19 protein-coding genes and 1 pseudogene are annotated in these 19,622 nt (G+C 31.4%); all 20 read left to right on the forward strand.

Translation table 11 applies throughout. The annotated features are described in order from the left end of the window. The first annotated feature begins 22 nt into the window (after positions 1-22). Positions 23-835, forward strand: coding sequence for a hypothetical protein (locus tag BXU11_RS14040; protein ID WP_078212995.1), 813 nt, complete (start codon positions 23-25; stop codon positions 833-835). A gap of 79 nt (positions 836-914) precedes the next feature. Next, positions 915-1,445 (forward strand): hypothetical protein, encoded by a 531-nt coding sequence (locus tag BXU11_RS14045; protein ID WP_139363515.1) that lies wholly within the window; start codon positions 915-917, stop codon positions 1,443-1,445. Between the two features lie 224 nt (positions 1,446-1,669). Beyond that, positions 1,670-2,380, forward strand: coding sequence for a hypothetical protein (locus tag BXU11_RS14050; RefSeq protein WP_078212997.1), 711 nt, complete (start codon positions 1,670-1,672; stop codon positions 2,378-2,380). Positions 2,381-2,550: 170 nt separating this feature from the next. Then, positions 2,551-3,021: a hypothetical protein gene (locus BXU11_RS14055; protein WP_078212998.1), complete on the forward strand. Its 471-nt coding sequence runs from the start codon at positions 2,551-2,553 to the stop codon at positions 3,019-3,021. A gap of 1,247 nt (positions 3,022-4,268) precedes the next feature. Further along, a complete protein-coding gene (locus tag BXU11_RS14065) occupies positions 4,269-4,805 on the forward strand; it encodes a HEPN domain-containing protein (RefSeq protein ID WP_189318537.1) in 537 nt (178 codons plus the stop codon). A 1,234-nt stretch (positions 4,806-6,039) separates the two neighbouring features. Next, positions 6,040-6,525: a hypothetical protein gene (locus tag BXU11_RS14075; protein WP_078213002.1), complete on the forward strand. Its 486-nt coding sequence runs from the start codon at positions 6,040-6,042 to the stop codon at positions 6,523-6,525. Positions 6,526-6,837: 312 nt separating this feature from the next. Continuing rightward, a complete protein-coding gene (locus BXU11_RS14080) occupies positions 6,838-7,857 on the forward strand; it encodes an IS30 family transposase (protein WP_078213003.1) in 1,020 nt (339 codons plus the stop codon). A gap of 99 nt (positions 7,858-7,956) precedes the next feature. Then, positions 7,957-8,673: a DUF3667 domain-containing protein gene (locus BXU11_RS14085; protein WP_078213004.1), complete on the forward strand. Its 717-nt coding sequence runs from the start codon at positions 7,957-7,959 to the stop codon at positions 8,671-8,673. Between the two features lie 4 nt (positions 8,674-8,677). Further along, a complete protein-coding gene (locus BXU11_RS14090; protein ID WP_024982720.1) occupies positions 8,678-8,881 on the forward strand; it encodes a hypothetical protein in 204 nt (67 codons plus the stop codon). A gap of 237 nt (positions 8,882-9,118) precedes the next feature. Next, positions 9,119-10,327 (forward strand): ATP/GTP-binding protein, encoded by a 1,209-nt coding sequence (locus BXU11_RS14095; RefSeq protein WP_078213005.1) that lies wholly within the window; start codon positions 9,119-9,121, stop codon positions 10,325-10,327. Beyond that, on the forward strand, positions 10,320-10,769 hold the full coding sequence (locus BXU11_RS14100) for a hypothetical protein (RefSeq protein ID WP_078213006.1): 450 nt from the start codon (positions 10,320-10,322) through the stop codon (positions 10,767-10,769). The genes BXU11_RS14095 and BXU11_RS14100 overlap by 8 nt, the downstream gene beginning before the upstream one ends. Before the next feature lie 642 nt (positions 10,770-11,411). Continuing rightward, a complete protein-coding gene (locus BXU11_RS14105) occupies positions 11,412-12,044 on the forward strand; it encodes a DUF3885 domain-containing protein (RefSeq protein WP_078213007.1) in 633 nt (210 codons plus the stop codon). 214 nt (positions 12,045-12,258) lie between these two features. Continuing rightward, entirely contained in the window at positions 12,259-13,278 is a 1,020-nt protein-coding gene (locus BXU11_RS14110) for an IS30 family transposase (RefSeq protein ID WP_078213003.1), read from the forward strand. Between the two features lie 160 nt (positions 13,279-13,438). Beyond that, the gene (locus BXU11_RS14115; RefSeq protein WP_094177479.1) at positions 13,439-13,891 is read left to right on the forward strand and encodes an ASCH domain-containing protein; all 453 of its coding nucleotides are present in this window, start codon (positions 13,439-13,441) and stop codon (positions 13,889-13,891) included. 220 nt (positions 13,892-14,111) lie between these two features. Then, positions 14,112-15,131 carry an IS30 family transposase gene (locus BXU11_RS14120; protein ID WP_078213003.1) on the forward strand — a complete coding sequence of 340 codons (1,020 nt, stop codon included), beginning with the start codon at positions 14,112-14,114 and terminating at the stop codon, positions 15,129-15,131. 589 nt (positions 15,132-15,720) lie between these two features. Then, entirely contained in the window at positions 15,721-15,900 is a 180-nt protein-coding gene (locus tag BXU11_RS18110) for a hypothetical protein (protein ID WP_223253737.1), read from the forward strand. Between the two features lie 24 nt (positions 15,901-15,924). Then, positions 15,925-16,284 carry a hypothetical protein gene (locus tag BXU11_RS18115; protein ID WP_223253738.1) on the forward strand — a complete coding sequence of 120 codons (360 nt, stop codon included), beginning with the start codon at positions 15,925-15,927 and terminating at the stop codon, positions 16,282-16,284. Positions 16,285-16,924: 640 nt separating this feature from the next. Beyond that, the gene (locus tag BXU11_RS14135) at positions 16,925-17,518 is read left to right on the forward strand and encodes an SLATT domain-containing protein (RefSeq protein WP_078213009.1); all 594 of its coding nucleotides are present in this window, start codon (positions 16,925-16,927) and stop codon (positions 17,516-17,518) included. Further along, positions 17,496-18,776 carry a nucleotidyltransferase gene (locus tag BXU11_RS14140; protein WP_078213010.1) on the forward strand — a complete coding sequence of 427 codons (1,281 nt, stop codon included), beginning with the start codon at positions 17,496-17,498 and terminating at the stop codon, positions 18,774-18,776. Before BXU11_RS14135 ends, BXU11_RS14140 begins: the two co-directional genes overlap by 23 nt. A 190-nt stretch (positions 18,777-18,966) precedes the next feature. Continuing rightward, positions 18,967-19,506: pseudogene (locus BXU11_RS14145) on the forward strand (pectate lyase); the annotation flags it as partial. Positions 19,507-19,622 lie beyond the last annotated feature (116 nt).

Consider the following 19,622-nt stretch of genomic DNA (forward strand, 5'->3'; position numbering starts at 1 on the left):
TATTAAAAATAGAAAAAAGTAAATGAATAATTTAATTGAGTGGTGGAAAAGTCTAAGTCACAATTGGAAAAAAACTTTTTTAGTAAATCTAGATTATAATGAATCAAAGATAAAATTAAACACTTATCCTGATTTATATAATCAATACAAGACATGTTTCGGAATTGGAATTAGACAAAGGCTTGATGAATTTTTACCTACAATTGAAAATATTGAAAAAATAATTAGTCTTGAAACATTAATCATTGATCATATTGAGTTCAAAGATATAAACCCAGTTAATGAATTTAGAAATCTAAAATCATTAATCATAAACGATACTAAAATAATAAATTTAGAAAATTTAAATCTCTTTAAATTAGAAAACTTATGCTTATGTGGGAATGATCTAAATTCTTTAAAAGGAATTGAAAAATTTAATGAACTAAAAAAATTAAAATTAGGTAATTGTCGCCAACTCATCAATCTAAATGAAATTACTGAATGTAAGAATCTCAAAGTTATTGATTTATCAAATTTAGGAAAGCAAATTATATTAAGACCACTTGTCCACCTCGAAGAAATTAAAATTCTTTATCGACAATTATATCCAAATGAAATTGAGCATATCTATAATACAAAATTTAATAAAAAAAGATTAAACTTTTATGAATTTGATTCTAATGAGTCTTCTTTATTATTAAATTCAAATTACGTCATTGAGAAAGATAATTTTATTGATTTAATCCAATCAAATAAATTTAGAATACAAATAAATGAATACTTGACATGGACATTAATAAAAACTACCGCTAAAACAGATTTCTCGTTATTGCGGTTTTTAGGGGTAAATTAAAGTTTGTTTTAGTTACAAATCTTAAGTCTGAGTTTGCTATATCCAAAAACTTAGTTGAGTAATATGAATTAATATGAGAATGCAGAACAAAGAAATTATAGAAGCAATTGTTGATAAAATAAATGCAGGCTACGATGATTATGGTATTGAAAAATTCCTAAAACAACAAGAAATAAATTCAGATGAATTTATTACACTAATTGAAGCGGCTAAAAATAGAATTCTAGAGCATCAATTAAAGACATACCCAAAGCAAAATAAAAGAGCATTCATTGTATGGCTGTCTTTGTTTATAATGTTTCTTGTTTTTTTCTGTATTATCCTACCATCACTAAATCTTGCTAATGCAGTAATTCCACTTTCAATATTAGGAGCAGTTGGTGTTAGTTTTTCTGGATTTAAATCTATACTGTATTATAAAAGTTGGAAAAAAGACTTTATCGAAAGAGTTGGAAAACCAAAATTTGATTTACAAACCTATTTTCTAGTATCTAGTTTACCAACTATTTTATTCTATTTTATAATTTCTTGGAATTTTATAAGCGGTCCAGGCTATAATCTCTATAAACTAGGAATAACCAGTAAACTAATAAAATCTTTAATTCCATGAATACTTTTGAAAATATGAATAAAATATTGGAATAGAAATTCACTCTTGCATAACTAGCGTGTTGTTACTGCCCCAACACACGCTACAAGCAATTTGGGCATTAGGCTTAATGGAAAAAACGGTTTGTATTTGGAAGATTTGGTAAATCCGAATAATGGGCTTAATTTAGTCCCAAACTGCATGTAGCGCGGGAACGTTAGCGGTTATACTAAAAAAAACAGAAAATGAAGAACAACAAAATTTACACAATTCTAATAATTCTGTGCATCAATCTAACAAGTTGTTCTCAATCGGAACTTCCAAAAAATTTTAAAGAAACAGAAATCCCTAAAGAAAATAGTGAAGAAAGCAGAAAACTCAATTATTCACAAAATGAGTTTCAAGTTAAATACGAAAATGGAATATTGGAAGTTGAAAAATTCACATCTTCAAGAAATACTGAATTAAAAATAGAGAATGGAATATTAAAAGGTTTTAATCACGGCGAATGGGGCGGAAAATTAACCTTTCAGCCGAATGATAAAAAGGAAAAAGAAATTGAAATTAAGACTGGAAATGTTAAGTTTATTTTTAATTATAATAACAAAATTTATTTTATTGAAGGAATTGCTCATATGTCAATTAATGAAGGATTTTTATATGAATTACAAATTGAAAAAAATAAATTTGCTTACAAAAAAATTATAGATTTTGGAGATTGCCCAGAAGCATATACAATATTTGAGAATACTATTTATGTCGCATCTTATCAAAACTTTTATCAAATTGAAAATCTGAAAATTGAACTTTTATACAAAGATGAATTTTGGGGAAGTTTATATCCAAACTCAATTGCATTGAAAAGTGAGGAAAAAGTATTTGTTGGTATTCGTGGAGGAATTGTTGAGCTTAATTTGAAAACAAAAACAAAGAAACTTTACATTCCAAAAGAATAAGTACAACCGCTAACAGCCGTTTGGCTAGATTGGGGTTTTAGGCTGAATTTAAAGTTGGTCTTGTATTTGGAAATTTTGTGCTTAACCGAAATATAAATCTTAATTTAGTCCCCAACCTCGCCAAGCGGCGGGACGTTGGCAGTAATTAACCAGCAGAATCCAGAAAACAAATGAAAATTAAAATCTTCTTATTTTTTTTATTCAGCCTTATATTCTGCAATTGTGGCACTTTAGGTGGTTTTGATAGTAGAAATTTTACCACACCCAAAAAGAATATAGAAAAAGCAATAGACACTTTGTTTGCAAAAAATCCAGAACTTGTCATTCCTGAAAAATGGAAATCTAATGATGATTGGAAAAAAAGAGGTTTCGGATTTTTAGATACAAGAATTTTTTATTTTCAATCAGAGCCTGAAGAAATGTATTATGTATCATTTGTTTCGGATGGAAATGAGAAACAAGATGAAAATGGACCAACTATATTGGCTGTTCGTTCCGTCTTCACTAAAAGGCATAATAAATGGCTAAAAGAAGAAGATTTTGACGATAATGCAAAAGAGCGAATAGAAAATAGATTTGACACTGAAATTATTTCAAAATTGGAAAAATACAGTGGATTAAAAGCAACTCGAAAACATTAACTACTGCCAACACACGCTACAAGCAAGCTGGGCAATTGGCTTAATTTGAAAATAGTATGTATTTGATACATTTGTTTTTAACCGAAAGATTACGCATCTTTAATCCCAGCCTGCGTGTATCGCGGGAACGTTATGCCGCATTGCTCCGTTGAAAAGACACAGCCGACATCAACCAGACGTTTTGCAACTGAAAAGATAATTATGAGCTAGCGAGCGTGCCGACGCAAATCAAGCTCGGAATCTGACAGCGAAATGTGAAAGACAAGCAAATGTGAATCACTTTGCGGAAAACAGAAAGCGGAAAATTTTTTCGTTTTTTTTTTTGAGTTTTAATGGAAAAACATCATTCTGACGACAAACAGAAAACGGAAAAGCGACCAAAATTGAAACGTGGAAAAGTTGCTGACATTGGGCTGGAAAATTGGAAAGGATGAACTTTGGTGCTTTTCAGACGTGTCGCAACGCTGCATAACACACGTTACACGCGATTTGGGCATTTGGCTTTATCTGAAAATTGGTTTTGTGTTTGGAAGTTTTGGCTAATCAGAAAAATAACGCTACTTTAGACCCAAACCGCGTGTAGCGCGGGAACGTTGGCAGTAATATTAAAAGACGTAAACTGCCGAAAAGAAATATGGAAATAAAAAATTTATCGGCAGACAATATAATTAAACTTATTATCGCAGAGCAAATAGTAGCACTTAAAGAAAAAGAAGATTTTGAAAGTGTCGAAAAGAGATTAAATATGTTAGACTTACATACTGTCAAATAACTTTATACTGTCTAACAATTTTTTATTCTGTTCTCTTAGGTATTCAGAATCAAACTCATTAATAAAAATTTCAATAGGTTCTGTTACAAGTTGTTTAGACATAGCTTTTGACTCGGCAGAAGGAAAATTAATGTTATCGTATTCGGAAAGTATTTCAGAATAGATTGATTGAAGCTCTGAACTGTCTTTACAGTTTTGTAGTTTTGTAATTAATGGTGTTATCATAGGGTTGAGAATTTTAACCAAAGATAGAAGAAAATACTTAAATTTAACTATAAAAAAACAGAAACGGTGAAAAATACTACTGCCAACACACGCTACAAGCAAGCTGGGCAATTGGTTTAATTTGAAAATAGTTTGTATTTGATACATTTGTTTTTAACCGAAAGATTACGCATCTTTAATCCCAACCTGCGTGTAGCGCGGGAACGTTATGCCCTATGCCGTTACACATGTCCGAAAACAAATTTCAAATATGAATAAGACACAAAAAAAGAATCGTTTACATGGACAATCTCTTGCAATACAATGGGTGGGAAAGGCACTCCAGAATGTAATTGTTGATGTTCAAGCGGGTGGTAGCATTGCGCATCAATTAATGGGTAACGATAAATCGATGGACGGAGGCAACGGGTTGGAAACCTTAGCACTCGGATGTGATTATGTTATGAACTTCGTTTTACCTTTTTCACTTGAACTTGCGCTTAAATCGCTACTTATCAAAGATGGTAAAGAACCCAGACATACTCACGATTTATTTAAACTCTACGATGAATTATCTGATGAAATGAAGGCTAAGCTCCAAAAAGAATATTTTAATCATCTTAGGATTGCCGGTTTTAATGAAACAGAATCTCTAAACGAACTCCTTCTTAAACATAGAAAAAGTTTTGAACTTGGGAGGTATTTAGAAAATCCCGAGAAGATGAAAAACGACGAAGAAAAGTTGCAGTTGGCAATTTATACTGTACTAGGAATTATCGATCTAAGAAATAGTGATAGCTTAGACTAAGGAAGAATAAGCACAGTGCATAACCGCCGTTTGGCAATATGGCGGGTTTAGGCTTAATTTGAAGATGGTTTTGTACTTGAAAAATTAGTGTTTAACCGAAAATTTAGGCTTCCTTAATCCTCCACATCGCCAAGCGGCCAAACGTTAAGCGGGAGTTGAAAGCCGAAATTACGCAGAAGAAATCCATTAGAAAACAAGCATTTGTTTCCGCAAGAAATTGACAAAGCTGAAGCGTGAAAATTGGAAGCGCCAAAAGAAGCTGGAAAGTTGAAACCTGAAAAGCAGAAGTGTGAAAATTGGAGTGGAAAAACAGAAACTCGGAAAACAGAAGCGTGAAAATTGGAAACGTGAAAATTGGAATCTGACAATAGAAACTTAGAAAAAAGAAGCGTGAAAATTGGAACCAAATAACAGAAAACTAAAAGCAAATGTGGAAGTTGAAAATAGCAAACCGAAATACAGAAGCGTGAAAAATTTGCGGTTTAATTGTAATTCCGACTAAACAACCCCCGCTTAACACACGCTACAAGCAAGCTGGGCAATGGGTTTAATTTGAAAATAGGTTGTATTTGATACATTTGTTTTTAACTGAAAGATTACGCATCTTTAATCCCAGCCTGCGTGTAGCGCGGGAACGTTAGGGTGTATAGCTCCGTTGAAAAGACACAGCCGACATCAACCAGACGTTTTACAACTGAAAAATAGTAATGAACTAGCTAGCGTGCCGACGCTAATCAAGCTCAGAATCTGACATCGAAATGCGAAAGAAAAGCAAATGTGAATCACTTTGTGGAAAACAGAAAGCGGAAAAATTTTTCGTTTTTATTTTGAGTTTTAATGGAAAAACATAATTCCGAAGACAAACAGAAAACTGAAAAGTTACCGAAATTGAAACGTGGAAAAGTTGCCGACATTGGACTGGAAAATTGGAACGGATGAACTTTGGTGCTTTTCAAACGTGTCGCTACACACCCTAACACACGCTACAAGCGATTTGGGCATTTTGGCTTAATGGGAAAATTGGTTTTGTATTTGGAAGTTTTGGCTAATCAGAAAAATAACGCTAATTTAGGCCCAAACCGCGTGTAGCGCGGGAACGTTAGGGTGTATAGCTCCGTTGAAAAGACACAGTCGACATCAACCAGACGGTTTTGCAAAAGAAAATAATGATAAGTTAGTTAGCGTGCTGACAGAATACTAAACCAACAGTGCCAATTATAAAGAACCGAAGAAAATGAGAATACTAACAATAATTTTAATAGTAGTTTTTTCAAATTGTCAATCTCCGAAAAAAGAATACGATTTTACTTTTTATAAAGGGAACATTCATGAATCATATTATTTAAAATTTAATTCTTCTGATACGCTTTACTATATTAATTCTTATCCTTATGAAGAACAAACTTCATTTACAATCTTAAGTAGTGAAGAAAAAGAAAAAATTCAAAATATTTTAGATACAATAACTTTTCCGAAGGAAGAAAAATTTACAAATAGTTTAATCGAAGATGGAGAAACTAATGCTTTTAATCTAAAAGTTGAAAAACAAACCAAAAAACTAATGATTCATGGTCACATGGGCCCAAAACATTTTTTTTCTTTTGGAGAATCATTGATCAAAATCAAGAACCTACATGAATTCACTCGAACAAACAAAAAATTTGATTTAAGTATTTTTAACAAAATTCTTAATGCTCCGCCTCCGCCAATTATAAATTAAATGAAGTTTGAAGTTCAGAAGCGGAAATCGAAAGGCGAAATAGATTATGTAATTGGACTGGAAAATTGGAACGGATGAACTTTCGTGCTTTGCAAACGTGTCGCTACACACCCTAACACACGCTACAAGCAAGCTGGGCAATTGGTTTAATTTGAAAATAGTTTGTACTTGATACATTTGTTTTTAACCGAAAGATTACGCATCTTTAATCCCAGCCTGCGTGTAGCGCGGGAACGTTAGTGGCAATTTTGCCGAACCGACGTAAATTCAATAACTTAATGCAACATTTTTAATTTTTTAAATTTGTTGTATATGGAAAAGAAACGTAACAGATTAACCTTTGCAGAGCGTGTTATAATCGAGACTTTACTATCCGAAAAGAAGTCAATTTTATATATCGCTAGACAATTAGATCGTAACAGGAGTTCGATCCACAGAGAAGTCAAAAAATGGATTCGTATTCCTAGTGATAAATACCAAGCACATCTTGCCGATTTTTGCGCTAAAGAAGAGTATTTAAACAAAAGAAATCTTGACAAAATAAATACTCATTTTAGGCTAAAAGTGTTTGTATATAGAGGATTACTCAATGATCACTCACCGGAACAAATCGCAGGAAGTATCAAAGATTTATATCCAAATGACCCCATAATGTCTATTTCATATGAAGCAATATATAAGCATATTTACAAGCATAGACAATCTAGATTAGGAAGAAAATTAATCAAACTACTACCCTACAGCCATTCAAAAAGAAGAAATAATAAGAGATTTGGCTCTAAAAGATCTAGAATTAAAGATGCAATTAGTATAGAAATGCGACCAGATATAGACAACAGAAAACAGCTTGGTCATTGGGAAGGAGACCAAATTGTAGGTCTAGGACACAAAAGCGCAATTGCCACAATGGTTGAAAGAAAAACAAGATTTACTTATATCATTTTCCTAAAAGACAGAACATCAGAAACCATGACACAAGCCGTAGCAAAAACCTTAAACATCTTAATTCCAGAGGCAAGAAAAACAATGACGTACGATAATGGAATGGAAATGACTAATCATAAATGGCTTAAAGACAATACAGGAATGGATATCTATTTTGCTCATCCATATTCGCCTTGGGAAAGAGGCACAAATGAAAACACAAACGGGCTAATAAGACGATATTTTCCGAAGAAAACTGACTTTAATAACATTACCGAACAACAGCTAAATCAAGTTCAAAATAAACTTAATAATAGGCCAAGAAAAGTATTAGGATATAAAACACCAGCATACATGTTGGAACTAGAAATAAACAAGATCAAATACCTCAATTTAAAACCAAATTAGTATTTTTGATCATCACTAAAAAGACCAACTGTTGCATTAAGGTCTTGAATCCACCCGACCGTAAACAAAACAACTGAAAAAATAAATTTGACAACTTAAATGAACTGTAAAAACTGTAACACCGAAATAAATTCAAAATTTTGCCCAGATTGTGGACAACCGACAGACCTTAAAAGAATTGATGGACATTATATAATTCACGAAATTGAACACGTCTTACATTTTGAACGTGGAATTTTATATACAGTTAGAGGACTTGTAACAAAACCAGGTCAAAACATTAGAAATTATCTTTCGGAAAACAGAAGCCGTCTTGTTAAACCCATTATATTCATTATTGTAACTTCATTAATCTACACCTTAATAAGCCACTTTTTTCATATTGAAGAGGAATATGTAAATTATAAAGGATTAGAAAAATCAAGTATTGGAACAATATTGAAATGGATACAAGGTAATTATGGTTATGCAAGTATATTGACAGGAATATTTATAGCAATTTGGCTTAAAGTGTTTTTTAGAAAATATGGCTATAACTTTTTTGAATTGCTTATAATGTTATGTTTTGTACAAGGAATTTCAATGTTAATTTTTGCTGTTTTTGCATTTGTACAAGGACTTTTACATTTTAAATTATTAAAAGTTGCAGGAATTATTGGTGTAATTTATGTAATATGGGCAATCGGAAATTTCTTTGAAGCGAAGAGAATTGGAAATTATTTTAAAGCATTAATTTCATTTCTTTTGGGTACAATAACATTCTACATTATTATTTTTGCAATTGGAATAACTATTGACGTGCTAACTAAAAATTAAAAATATGGACGATAAAAAAGGAATGAATTGGTTTTTTGTATTTATTGCATTTACATTAGGCTTGACTTTAATTAAACACATTGATTTTAAAAACTTAACGCTGAAAGAACCTGTCTTAGACGTTCTTTATATAGTTGTGTTTATAATTTCAATTTACTTAATCATAAAAGACTTAAAAAAAGACCTGAAAAATAAAAACTGCCACTAACACACGCTACAAGCAAGCTGGGCATCTGGCTTAATTTGAAAATGGTTTTGTATTTGAAAAATTAGTTTTTAACCGAAAGTTTAGGCTTTCTTAATCCCAGCCTGCGTTTAGCGTGGGAACGTTAGGCACAATTATAAAAGAAAAAATTAAAAACCCCTCTAAAGTTATTTTTTTACCAAATAATGGTAATTTTACAATTTAATATTGTAATTTTGTACTCGTATTAAATAACAAAACATGTTAATAGAGTTTAAATTTCGAAATTTCGCATCTTATAAAGATGAAAACACTTTACTTCTGACAAGAGTTAAATCTTTTAAGGAGCTAGAAAAGACACATATAATAAAAACTACAAAAGGGATCGATTTACTAAAATCTTCTGCTGTGTATGGAAGCAATGGAGGTGGTAAAAGTAATTTTATAGAGGCGATGTTTTTTATGAAAGACGCAATTCATAATTCATTTTCAGAATCCCTAAAAAAAGAAGAAGATAGAGGACGTACAGATTATTATTTTAAATTAAGTTCATTAACCGAAAACAAACCATCATTTTTTGAAATTTCATTTTTAAAAAACGATTCCATTTATAGATACGGTTTTGAGATTCTAGGTTTTGAAATTATATCTGAATGGTTATACAAAAAAAATGATGTAGAAACACTTTTATTTGAAAGAAACCAGAATAATTTTAAAATTAATAGCAAAGGTTTTCCTGAAGGAAATAAATATAAAAAAGATGTGAATTCTAATGTTTTGTTTTTAAGTCATTTGGCACAAAACAATGCTAAAGAATCAAGCAATGTAGTCGAGTGGTTTTTTAATGTCAACGTAATTAGTGGATTAGATGATAGTAATCATAAAAATGCAACAAGTTCACTTTTAACTAAATCACCGAAATTTAAAGCGTGGCTCAATCTTGCTGTTAGATTTTTAGAAATATCAAACATTGATACAACAAAGGAAAAAGATCTTGTCACTTATCATAATAAATTTGATGAAAACAACATAATAATTGACTCTGTTGCATTTAATTTTGAAATTGATGAAAGTCAAGGAACAAGAAAACTGATTTATCTTTTAGGCGCACTATATGATACTTTAATACATGGGAAAATTCTTTTTATAGATGAATTGGATTCAAAATTACATCCAAATCTAACGAAAAAATTATTAGAATTTTTTCACAAATTCAACTTTAAAAATTCACAATTTATTTTTACTGCTCATGATGCAATTTTATTGGATAAAGATTTATTGAGACGAGACCAAATATGGTTTGTTGACAGAAATAAATTTGGCTCTTCAGAACTATATTCAATGTCTGAATTTGATGCAAGCGTAGTGAGAAACACTTCAGACTTCAGAAAAAAATATCTTGAAAGTGCATTTGGTGCTGCAGAAACAATTGAAATTTCTAACGATTTAATTGATTTAATGAATGGCTAAAAAAAATACAAATCAAGAAAATCGTTACGATAGAAAAAGTGGTCATAGACAACTAATTGGAAAAAGAAATAGAACAATATCATTTAGTTGGGAAAAACTCGATAAAGTTCAAGGTCAAACGATAGTGGATTGGGAAAATGATGGTTTACTTTCCCAACTTTGCTTAAGAATGCAACAAATAGGACAATATGATTCTACAAATGCGTTAGCTCAACAATTAATAAAACAATATACGCAAGTTGGATTCCCTCCAAATTCAAAATTTGATATCCCAAAACATGTTACACCAACATATTGGGCAGTAATACATATAACTCCAAATAGCAAAGAAGTTGTTGCCGGATATATTGAAGAAGATGTATTTTATGTTGTTTTTTTAGATAAAGAACATCATTTTTGGCCAAGTATGAATATTCAGAACAGAGGAAAAAACAGAAGATAAAAACGTTTGCTAACACATGTTTTGCACTATTGCGGTTTTAGGCTTGATTTAAAATTTGTTTTATATCTTTGAAGTCAGTCTTAACCGAAAGTTTCGGCTTCTTTAGTCCGCAACATCGCAAAGCCTGGGGACGTTAGGGTGTATAGCTCCGTTTGAAAAGACACAGCCGACATCAACCAGACGTTTTGCAACTGAAAAATAGTAATGAACTAGCTAGCGTGCCGACGCAAATCAAGCTCAGAATCTGACATCGAAATGCGAAAGAAAAGCAAATGTGAATCACTTTGTGGAAAACAGAAAGCGGAAAAATTTTTCGTTTTTATTTTGAGTTTTAATGGAAAAACATAATTCCGAAGACAAACAGAAAACTGAAAAGTTACCGAAATTGAAACGTGGAAAAGTTGCCGACATTGGACTGGAAAATTGGAACGGATGAACTTTGGTGCTTTTCAAACGTGTCGCTACACACCCTAACACACGCTACAAGCGATTTGGGCATTTTGTCTTAATGGGAAAATTGGTTTGTATTTGGAAGTTTTGGCTAATCAGAAAAATAACGCTAATTTAGGCCCAAACCGCGTGTAGCGCGGGAACGTTGTGCGTCATTTTGGTCGAACGTAACGTAAAATATTAAAAACCCAAATGATTAAAGATACTTTTAAAAAATATTACGAATTAAGTTATCCAAATTCTGATATAGATACTGGAATTTTTTCTATTGAAACTCATATAAGATTTGAACTTGGAGACGGTTTAAAAAACGGAACGAAAAAAAGAATAAATAACTCGGTAAATAAATCACTGCAATTATTTAATGACGCTTTCAAAAATTCAAATTCAGAAGTTTGGGTAATAATTTATGATTACAATTTTGAAGAAAATAATAATTCAAACAATTATATCTATTCTCAATTTTCAGGAAATAAATTAGAATATTTTGATAGTCAAATTGAAGATATAAACGCTGACAAAGATGGAATTGAATATATCGAAAAACAAGATTTAAAAGTAATTATTGGCAAAATAAAAATAAGCCAAATAAGTATAAAAAATATACTTACTGGAATTGCAAATAATGAAATGGGATTTGAACCTTATATTGGACAATCAATATTTTTTATTGATCCAAATACTGATATTGGGTTTCATATGTATGATGACAGAGGTTGTTATATTTGGAGCAAAGAAGCCAAAACTATTACAGAAATTTATACAAACAGAAATGAATGGATTGTAGATTATCACAGAGACGAAATAGACAAGTATTTTAAATAAAAAACGAACGCACAACCGCCGTTTGGCAATATGGCGGGTTTTGGGCTAAATTTAAAGTTGGTTTTGTACTTGGTAAATTAGTGTTAAACCGAAAGTTAAGGCTTCATTAATCCGCCACATCGCCAAGCGGCCAAACGTTAGCAGTAACCTTAAACTAAAATTCGTAAATTCAATAACTTAATGCAACATTTTTAATTTTTTAAATTTGTTGTATATGGAAAAGAAACGTAACAGATTAACCTTTGCAGAGCGTGTTATAATCGAGACTTTACTATCCGAAAAGAAGTCAATTTTATATATCGCTAGACAATTAGATCGTAACAGGAGTTCGATCCACAGAGAAGTCAAAAAATGGATTCGTATTCCTAGTGATAAATACCAAGCACATCTTGCCGATTTTTGCGCTAAAGAAGAGTATTTAAACAAAAGAAATCTTGACAAAATAAATACTCATTTTAGGCTAAAAGTGTTTGTATATAGAGGATTACTCAATGATCACTCACCGGAACAAATCGCAGGAAGTATCAAAGATTTATATCCAAATGACCCCATAATGTCTATTTCATATGAAGCAATATATAAGCATATTTACAAGCATAGACAATCTAGATTAGGAAGAAAATTAATCAAACTACTACCCTACAGCCATTCAAAAAGAAGAAATAATAAGAGATTTGGCTCTAAAAGATCTAGAATTAAAGATGCAATTAGTATAGAAATGCGACCAGATATAGACAACAGAAAACAGCTTGGTCATTGGGAAGGAGACCAAATTGTAGGTCTAGGACACAAAAGCGCAATTGCCACAATGGTTGAAAGAAAAACAAGATTTACTTATATCATTTTCCTAAAAGACAGAACATCAGAAACCATGACACAAGCCGTAGCAAAAACCTTAAACATCTTAATTCCAGAGGCAAGAAAAACAATGACGTACGATAATGGAATGGAAATGACTAATCATAAATGGCTTAAAGACAATACAGGAATGGATATCTATTTTGCTCATCCATATTCGCCTTGGGAAAGAGGCACAAATGAAAACACAAACGGGCTAATAAGACGATATTTTCCGAAGAAAACTGACTTTAATAACATTACCGAACAACAGCTAAATCAAGTTCAAAATAAACTTAATAATAGGCCAAGAAAAGTATTAGGATATAAAACACCAGCATACATGTTGGAACTAGAAATAAACAAGATCAAATACCTCAATTTAAAACCAAATTAGTATTTTTGATCATCACTAAAAAGACCAACTGTTGCATTAAGGTCTTGAATCCACCATTGTGCTAAAAAACAAATTCATATTGTTATTTTTTATCTTATTCTCTTGTAAAGAATTTAAAGAAAAGAATATAGACATAAACATATCTAAAACCAACCAAGAAATGAGTTTAATTTCTATTTATTGGAAAGAATTTCAATTACAGAATCCAAAATATAAAAACACAAATGAACCTCAATCATTTTATTTTTGTGATAATAAAAGAGATGCTGATGAATGTGCTGAATTAGTAATAAAAAAAATTAAACAAGCTACTTCAACATCAGTTTGGTGGTTTGAAAAAAACAAAGAAGAGATACCAAAAATTGGAGATTTAGCAATTGTAACAGATTGGAATAATGAACCTAAAGCAATTATAATAACCAAAAAGGTAGAAATAGTGAAATTTAAAAATATCACGCCAGAATATGCTTTTATTGAAGGTGAGGGAAATAAAACTTTAGAATATTGGAAAAATGTTCATTGGATTTATTATTCAAACGAAATGAAGAAATATAACGAAAAACCAAATGAGGAAATGAAAATTGTTTGCGAATATTTTGAAACTATATGGTAAAATAAATAAAAAGGCTACTGCTAACAGGCGTTTGGCAAGATTGCGAATTTTGTAGTAAATTCACGTTTACATTTCGCAATAAATTTTATCTTTAACAGAAAATAATTAGTTCCGAAGTTCGCAACCTCGCCAAGCGCCGGAACGTTGGAGGTAATTGGACCGTGCCACCGTAAATTCAATAACTTAATGCAACATTTTTAATTTTTTAAATTTGTTGTATATGGAAAAGAAACGTAACAGATTAACCTTTGCAGAGCGTGTTATAATCGAGACTTTACTATCCGAAAAGAAGTCAATTTTATATATCGCTAGACAATTAGATCGTAACAGGAGTTCGATCCACAGAGAAGTCAAAAAATGGATTCGTATTCCTAGTGATAAATACCAAGCACATCTTGCCGATTTTTGCGCTAAAGAAGAGTATTTAAACAAAAGAAATCTTGACAAAATAAATACTCATTTTAGGCTAAAAGTGTTTGTATATAGAGGATTACTCAATGATCACTCACCGGAACAAATCGCAGGAAGTATCAAAGATTTATATCCAAATGACCCCATAATGTCTATTTCATATGAAGCAATATATAAGCATATTTACAAGCATAGACAATCTAGATTAGGAAGAAAATTAATCAAACTACTACCCTACAGCCATTCAAAAAGAAGAAATAATAAGAGATTTGGCTCTAAAAGATCTAGAATTAAAGATGCAATTAGTATAGAAATGCGACCAGATATAGACAACAGAAAACAGCTTGGTCATTGGGAAGGAGACCAAATTGTAGGTCTAGGACACAAAAGCGCAATTGCCACAATGGTTGAAAGAAAAACAAGATTTACTTATATCATTTTCCTAAAAGACAGAACATCAGAAACCATGACACAAGCCGTAGCAAAAACCTTAAACATCTTAATTCCAGAGGCAAGAAAAACAATGACGTACGATAATGGAATGGAAATGACTAATCATAAATGGCTTAAAGACAATACAGGAATGGATATCTATTTTGCTCATCCATATTCGCCTTGGGAAAGAGGCACAAATGAAAACACAAACGGGCTAATAAGACGATATTTTCCGAAGAAAACTGACTTTAATAACATTACCGAACAACAGCTAAATCAAGTTCAAAATAAACTTAATAATAGGCCAAGAAAAGTATTAGGATATAAAACACCAGCATACATGTTGGAACTAGAAATAAACAAGATCAAATACCTCAATTTAAAACCAAATTAGTATTTTTGATCATCACTAAAAAGACCAACTGTTGCATTAAGGTCTTGAATCCACCCACTTAGACTACGACGTTTTTTCACAATGAATTTTCGGGATATTTTTTTGGGATGTTTAGAAGAATAAAGCATTTAGGCTTCAAGTCTTTCGATTGGGAATCGTAGAAAGTTCACTTTCAATACGTTTGACAACGTAAAAGACTTGGCTAAGTTATCGAAAATAAATGACAAAGTCAATACTATATTTATTTTTGCTAACTTAAACATCACCAAAAAAATAGAGCCCTAAAACCCCTATTATTAACTTCGCCTAGCAGGCTTGCTAAGCGCAATAAATAATTGGTTTCATTGAATAGCATTGTGTTGAAAAAAAAAGAGAGGAGTAGTCTATCCAACTCCGTTACTTAATTAAGCGATGGTTGTGCATAATTAAGTAACTACCCCCAACAGCGGCTATGCAAAATGCCTTCCGCTTTTTTAGATAAAAATAGTACAAATTAAAAAATTTGGCTATTTTAGCTATCATTAGTGAAGCGGCGAAAGAAGGCACTTCGCATAGCCGCAAACGTTGTATGCTATTTATGAGAACCTGAATGGATAGAGAAATTTTATTTACAGCAAGAAACACTTACGATTCAGAATATAATTCAGGATTCAGTTGGCAAGAATATTTGGAATGGTCAAAACTATATCAACTGAAAGAATTAGTTTCATTAGATGGAATTTTAAATGATTTATCCTTTACTCCTGATTTTGATTCTGAAACTGAATGAAAATATATTGTAACTGACCAAAATGTGGTTACAGTATTTTTTAATTCAGTTGATTACGTTTTGGAAAAAGTAAAAGACTTAAAATATTTTAACTTATTAGCTGTCATTAAAGAACCTAAAAGCGAGAATGCTAATTTGAATTCTGAGTATGATTTTATTGGTTATGATTTGGTCGAAAAAGATGGAGATATTAGTGCGCTAACAAATTGTGGAGGTTTTGATGAAACATTTTTACCTGAAGAACTAAATGAATACGGATTAATTTCAGATTACGACAAAGCAAAAAAAATTCAAATAGAACTAATTAAAAATAATCCCGAAGAACATCACGCAGATTGTTATCTGTATGAAGTTTGGAGACATAAAACTATTGGACGTAAGTAAACAGCATACAACAGCTACTACAACGGATTTGGGCATTGGGCTTAATGGGAAAATGGTTTTGTACTTGGATGTTTAGTGATAACCGAAAAATAAAACTTAATTTAGAACCCAAACCCGCTGTAGTACCAGAACGTTAGGGTGTATAGCTCCGTTGAAAAGACACAGCCGACATCAACCAGACGTTTTGCAACTGAAAAATAGTAATGAACTAGCTAGCGTGCCGACGCAAATCAAGCTCAGAATCTGACATCGAAATGCGAAAGACAAGCAAATGTGAATCACTTTGCGGAAAACAGAAAGCGGAAAAATTTTTCGTTTTTATTTTGAGTTTTAATGGAAAAACATATTCCGAAGACAAACAGAAAACTGAAAAGTTACCGAAATTGAAACGTGGAAAAGTTGCCGAAATTGGACTGGCAAATTGGAACGGATGAACTTTGGTGCTTTTCAAACGTGTCGCTACACACCCTAACACACGCTACAAGCAAGCTGGGCATCTGGCTTAATTTGAAAATGGTTTTGTATTTGAAAAATTAGTTTTTAACCGAAAGTTTAGGCTTTCTTAATCCCAGCCTGCGTTTAGCGTGAGAACGTTAGTGGCAACCCTTTCGCAACACACGTAAATAAGACATTCAATAAAATGACAAAAGACAAGCTACTTAAAAATATCGCAATGAATAGTTACAATGTTGGATTTGGAGCTAAAAAAAATTTTGCTTCACACGATATTGTAGTAAAACTGCCAAGTTGGATTGGTTTCATAACTTTATCAATAGGTATTTTACAACTTTATTATAGTGTTTTAGGAAGTAATAAAGAATTATCCGTTTTATTAATACTCATTAGTGTTGCTTCTTTATATTTAAGTGTTTTCAATTCAAATATTGAAAAATTTGAAAAAGAAGGTGTTAGAGAAACTCAAATATTCAATAAACTCAAAAATTTATATTTTACAGTAAAATCTGAATCAAAAAATGATTTTACAGAGGAAATAAACAAAATGGATGAAATTATGAATGAATTTTACTCGGAAACAATAACAAAACAAGTTTTTATGTCACAATGGTATGCACATTATAAATTCTTTTATGAAATGCAAATTGATTGGATTGACGATGAATTAAAGTTCAATTTTTTTAAAGATAAAATTCCTAACTCGTTAAAACATCTACTAATTATAATTTTAATATTAACAGTAATTTATTTCTCAAATGAATACTTCGGAAATCTTTAAAGAATTTTTAAATAATCTGATTATTCAGAATAAAGAGGAAATTTCAACAAAATATAATAGTATAACCAAAAGACTAAATGATAGCTTTCACGGTGTAGATTCAGAAACTTTAAATTCTCTACAAGTAGGAAGCTATGGTAGAAAAACGGCTGTGAATGGAGTTAGTGATTTAGATATGATATTTGAATTATCTGATGAAACATTCAAAAAGTATGATAACTATGAAACAAATGGGCAATCAGCACTTCTTCAAGACGTAAAAAAAGAAATAATAAAAACTTACACTACAACTGATGTAAGAGGTGATGGACAAGTTGTAGTCGTTAACTTTACTAATTATGTAGTAGAAGTATGTCCTGTTTTTATACAATCAGATGGAACATATAAATTTCCTGATTCTAACAATAATGGTTCTTGGAAAAAAACAAATCCAAGACCAGAAATAAAAGAAATCAATGATTACAACACTACAACTAATGGAAATTTAAAAAATTTATCAAAAATCTGTAGAGCTTGGAAAAATAAATGTGGTGTAAAAATAGGTGGTTTATTAATCGATACATTATGCTATGAATTTTTGAAAAACAATGAAAATCATCACTCAACGACATATTCAAACTATGATGTTTTTATAAAAGATTTTTTTTGTTTCCTTAAAGATTATGATAATAAAAGAGAATATTGGTTTGCACCAGGTAGTAATCAAAAAGTATACAAAAAGAAATCAAATTTTGTAAGTAAAGCAAAAAAAGCACATTCAAATGTTGTAGAAGCAATTGAGAAAAAAGAGAACAGCACTGTATACGAAATTTGGAAAAGAGTTTTTGGCTATCCATTCCCTTATCCAAAAACTATAAAAGAATCTTCATTGAATTATACTTCATCTGAAGAATTTATCGAAGATTTATATCCTGTCGATATTATTTATTCTTTAACTATTAATTGTGAAGTATCACAAGCGGGTTTTAGAAGTGAGTATTTAAAAAATATGTTAGATAAATTGAAAGTTAGTAAGAAACTTAAATTTTTCATTGAAAATACTGATGTTGAAGAACCATATTCAATAAAATGGAAAGTGAAAAACGAAGGTGAAATAGCGAAACAAAAAAATAATTTCAGAGGACAGATATTTAATGGAACTAATATTAGAAATGAAACCTCAAGTTTTGGAGGTTCTCATTTTGTAGAATGTTATATAATTAAAAATAATATATGTGTAGCTAGAGACCGAATTGAAGTTCCAATCTCAAACATTTAATAAGGGCAGCCACTAACCGCCGTTTGGCAATATGGCGGGATTAGGCTTAATTTAAAGATGCTTTTGTACTTGGAAAATTAGTCATTAACCGAAAGTTTAGGCTTCCTTAATCCGCCACATCGCCAATTGGCCAAACGTTAGGGGCAATTTTACCGCAGAACCGTAAGGAGATGGAGTTGACGGGAATTTTGACATCAAAAACCAATCTGATTATGTAACTGTCTCTTATTGTAAATTTACTTACTTGAAGCCCCCAAGAGCAGGAGGTTCAGGCGGTTCGGATGACCATAGATACTCTAACTTGATCGGCTCTAGAGATGATGCAACTGCCGATCGCGGTAAATTGAGAGTTACTTTCGCTCGTTGCTGGTGGGCTAGTGTTTGCAACGAGAGAATGCCAAGAATTCGTTTTGGAAGAGTGCATATCATTAATAATTATTTCAGCAGTAGTGTGAGCAATAAGTGTGTAGCCGCTGGTTTTGAAGCGAACATTCGTGTGGAGAACAACGTATTCGAAAATGTAAAAACACCAATCGATTTGATGACTGGATTTACTGCTGCTACTGCGGTGGGTAACATTTTCACCAACACTACAGGAAATACTGCGGGTAGCAATACTGCGTTTACAGCTCCTTATTCTATTCCAACGCTTACGGCATTTGCAGTTAAGGCTAATGTTTCAGCTGGAGCAGGAGCAACATTTACAGGAAATGTTTGTGGTTCTTTTTAAGCAATTGAAAAGAATGTAATAGGAAAAGGTGTGGTATCTTTTTCAAGCCCTCAAATGACATAGTTGTTTGAGGGTATTTTTTTGTAGTATAAAAAAATAAAAAACAAAGTTATAGT

Origin of the sequence: Flavobacterium sp. LM5, assembly GCF_002017945.1 — a bacterium.
GTDB classification, from domain to species: Bacteria; Bacteroidota; Bacteroidia; order Flavobacteriales; family Flavobacteriaceae; genus Flavobacterium; species Flavobacterium succinicans.